This is a genomic window from Arthrobacter sp. I3, from assembly GCF_000520575.1.
In the GTDB taxonomy this organism is placed as follows: Bacteria; Actinomycetota; Actinomycetes; order Actinomycetales; family Micrococcaceae; genus Arthrobacter; species Arthrobacter humicola_A.
The window spans coordinates 12,493-14,615 of record NZ_KI914929.1; the positions used below are offsets into that span (position 1 = coordinate 12,493).

Sequence of the window (2,123 nt, forward strand, 5' to 3'; positions counted from 1 at the left end):
GGACCCGATCTGGCCGGCGAACCCGCCGGGGAGGCCGTCCGGTCCTGGGGCCGGCTGGGATATCCCCGGCGCGCCCTGCGCCTGCATGCTGCCGCCGTCGCCATCAGGGACAGCCACGGCGGGGCCGTCCCCGACACCTACACCGAACTCCTGGACCTGCCGGGCGTGGGCAGCTACACGGCCGCGGCCGTCGCCGCGTTCGCCCACGGACGCCGCGAAACGGTGGTGGACACGAACATCCGCCGGGTCCACGCGCGGCTGGTCACCGGCTCTGCCCTGCCGGCGCAGGCCCTGACCGCCGCCGAAATGCGGCTGGCGGCATCGCTGCTCCCGGACCGCCCCGGCGCCTCGGTGCGCTGGAACGCCGCCGTCATGGAACTCGGCGCCCTGGTCTGCACTGCTCGGACCCCCAAGTGCGGCCAGTGCCCTGTCCGGGAGTCCTGCGCCTGGCTGGCGGCCGGGGAGCCGGCGCCGACATACACGCCCAAGGGACAGGCCTGGCACGGCACGGACCGGCAGGTGCGCGGCGCCGTGATGGCCGTCCTGCGGGCAGCCGAGGAGCCCGTGGCGACGGTCCTGTTCCACCAGGCTCCAGCGGACCTGGGCTTCGAACCGCAGGGCATCGGCATCCCGCTCGCGGCCCTGCACCGGCTCAACGCGGCCCCCGAGCAGCTGGAACGGGCGCTTGCAGGGCTGCTGGGCGACGGCCTCGCCGAACTGCACCAGGGCGGCTTCCGGCTCCCGGGCTGAGGATCTACGCTGGAGCATGCGCAAGCTGGCGGCCGCGGCCGTGCTGGTCCTCACCGCAGTCCTGCCTGTCTCGTGCCGGCCGGAGGCCGCCTGCCCGGCGATCGCCCAGGCGCCCGTTGTGTCGCTCACGGTGGACCGGGAGTACGCCCCGTCAGTGCGGACCATCCACCTGGCCGCATGCCAGGACGGCCGCTGCAAGGAGGCGGACCTCGAACTGGTTCCCGGGAGCACGGCCGTGGACCAAGGCTGCGAGCCGGGCCCCTACGGCGGCGACGGCGTCTGCTCGGCCACTTCCTCACCCGACGGCACCCTGACCGGAATGCTGATGATGGAGACGCTGAGCGCCAGAGGGATCGAGGTGACGGCCACGGGCACGGACACCGCCGGGAACCCGCTGCCGGCCCGGACCGCGGCGTTCACGCCCCGGTCGGCGCACCCGTTTGGTGAGCAGTGCGGAACCTTCATCACCGCCAGCGTCGTGCTCGACGCGGCCGGACTCCGCCAGGCACCCTAGCGCTTACGGTTCTCCGAACCCCGAGCCGACCAGGCGTCCCAGGTAGTCGACCGCCTTGGCGGCGTCCGGGCCGCTGGCCTCCACGTGCAGGACGGTTCCCTTGCCGGCGGCAAGCATCATGAGTTCGGTCATGGAAGCGCCATCGGCGCCGTTAATGGTCACTTCGGCGTCCATGGCGGACAGGCCTCCGGCGATCTTCGCTGCCGGCCGGGCATGCATGCCGGTCTGGTTGACGAGCTCAAAGTCCCCGGTGGCGTCCGGCGGCTGCTGGTGCACATGCCCCGCCTCCGCGGGATGGGCCGGGGGCCGGTAGACGGCCTCGGCCGCGTCCTTCACCGCCGCCGCTTCGGCCCCTGCCTGGGCAGCCACCGCGGCCGCGACGAGTCCTTCGACGATGGGCGCGTCAGCAATCAGCACCGAGCCCGGATCGGCTGCAAACTCCGCAGCGGACTCGGCCGTCATCACCGCAGAGCCGAGGTCGGCGAGCACCACCACACCGTCACCGGCAGCCTGCTCCAGGGCCGCCATGACCTTGTCCAGGCTCGTGCCGATGCGGCCGTCGTCGGTGCCGCCGGCGGGCAGGATCAGGACGTCGGGAGCCATCTGCGCGGCGAGTTCGACGGCGCCGTCCGCGATCTTGGAGCTGTGCGAGACGACCACCAGCCTGACTGTCATTCGGCCGCTCCGGCCGCGGCGCGCAGAATCAGCGCGCTGGAGACCGCTCCGGGGTCGCGGTGGCCGATGCTGCGCTCCCCCAGGTAGCTGGCCCGGCCCTTGCGGGCGAGCATCGGATCCGTGGACACGGCGCCGGCTTCGGCGGCCTCCGCCGCGGCTAGCAGCACCTTCCTGACATCGCCGT

The 2,123-nt window shown here is 73.2% G+C and carries 4 protein-coding genes; 2 read left to right on the forward strand and 2 right to left on the reverse strand.

Features of this window, described 5'->3' with window-relative positions; translation table 11 throughout:
- Together Y706_RS25370 and Y706_RS0112965 are read left to right on the forward strand one after the other, a co-directional pair.
- A partial coding sequence (locus Y706_RS25370; RefSeq protein WP_084476127.1) for an HhH-GPD family protein occupies positions 1-750 on the forward strand: 750 nt, incomplete at its 5' end.
- A 16-nt stretch (positions 751-766) separates the two neighbouring features.
- Positions 767-1,264, forward strand: coding sequence for a hypothetical protein (locus Y706_RS0112965; RefSeq protein WP_028276911.1), 498 nt, complete (start codon positions 767-769; stop codon positions 1,262-1,264).
- 3 nt (positions 1,265-1,267) lie between these two features.
- On the opposite strand, the gene dhaM is transcribed toward Y706_RS0112965, so the two are convergent.
- Positions 1,268-1,939, reverse strand: a complete 672-nt coding sequence (gene dhaM, locus Y706_RS0112970; protein ID WP_028276912.1) for a dihydroxyacetone kinase phosphoryl donor subunit DhaM — start codon at positions 1,937-1,939, stop codon at positions 1,268-1,270.
- Positions 1,936-2,123 (reverse strand): DAK2 domain-containing protein (locus tag Y706_RS28210; RefSeq protein ID WP_043436124.1); only part of this gene is annotated, 188 nt, incomplete at its 5' end. The genes Y706_RS28210 and dhaM, both read right to left, overlap by 4 nt.